Genomic DNA, 692 nt, shown 5'->3' with positions numbered 1-692 from the left:
GACACGAACTGATACGATATCGCCAGGTTTGACACGGTTCATGGGGTCTGCGACAAAGTCATTGGCCATCTGAGAGATATGGACCAAACCATCCTGATGGACACCCACATCAACGAAACAGCCAAACGCGGTTACGTTAGTGACTACCCCTTCAAGCTGCATACCTTCGCTCAAATCTTTGATGCTATTGACATCATCACGGAAATTAGCCGTTTTAAACTCAGGACGAGGATCACGAGCAGGTTTAGCAAGCTCTTCGATAATCGCTTTTACACTGACATTATCGTCGTTAGCAGCCAGCGCAGTTGTATCGATAGCATTCAGTACACCATCGTTACCGATGACTTCTGACAACGGCTTACCCGCTTGCGCGAGTAAGCTATCAACCAAGGCATAACTCTCTGGATGCACACCAGTGGCATCTAATGGATTGCTACCATTATGAATACGCAAGAAACCTGCTGCTTGCTCAAACGTCTTAGCGCCTAGGCGTGGGACATTCTTGAGCGCTTCACGGCTATCAAATGCACCGTGCTCGCGGCGATAAGTGACAATTTGCTGCGCTACGTTGCGGTTAAGACCAGCGATATGAGCCAAGATAGCTGGGCTTGCCGTATTTACATCAACACCAACCGCGTTCACGCTGTCTTGAGTGACTTTATCAAGGCTATCTGCGAGCTGGTTTTGATTGA

General features: G+C 48.4%; 1 protein-coding gene. It reads right to left on the bottom strand.

The genetic code is table 11. From position 1 onward, the window contains the following. Window positions 1-692: helix-hairpin-helix domain-containing protein (locus ACS8FC_RS17710; RefSeq protein ID WP_439297756.1), on the bottom strand; the 692-nt coding region annotated here is incomplete at both ends.

The sequence above is a fragment of the Psychrobacter sp. 1Y4 genome, from assembly GCF_051847555.1.
This window is presented reverse-complemented; position numbering and strand designations above follow the sequence as displayed.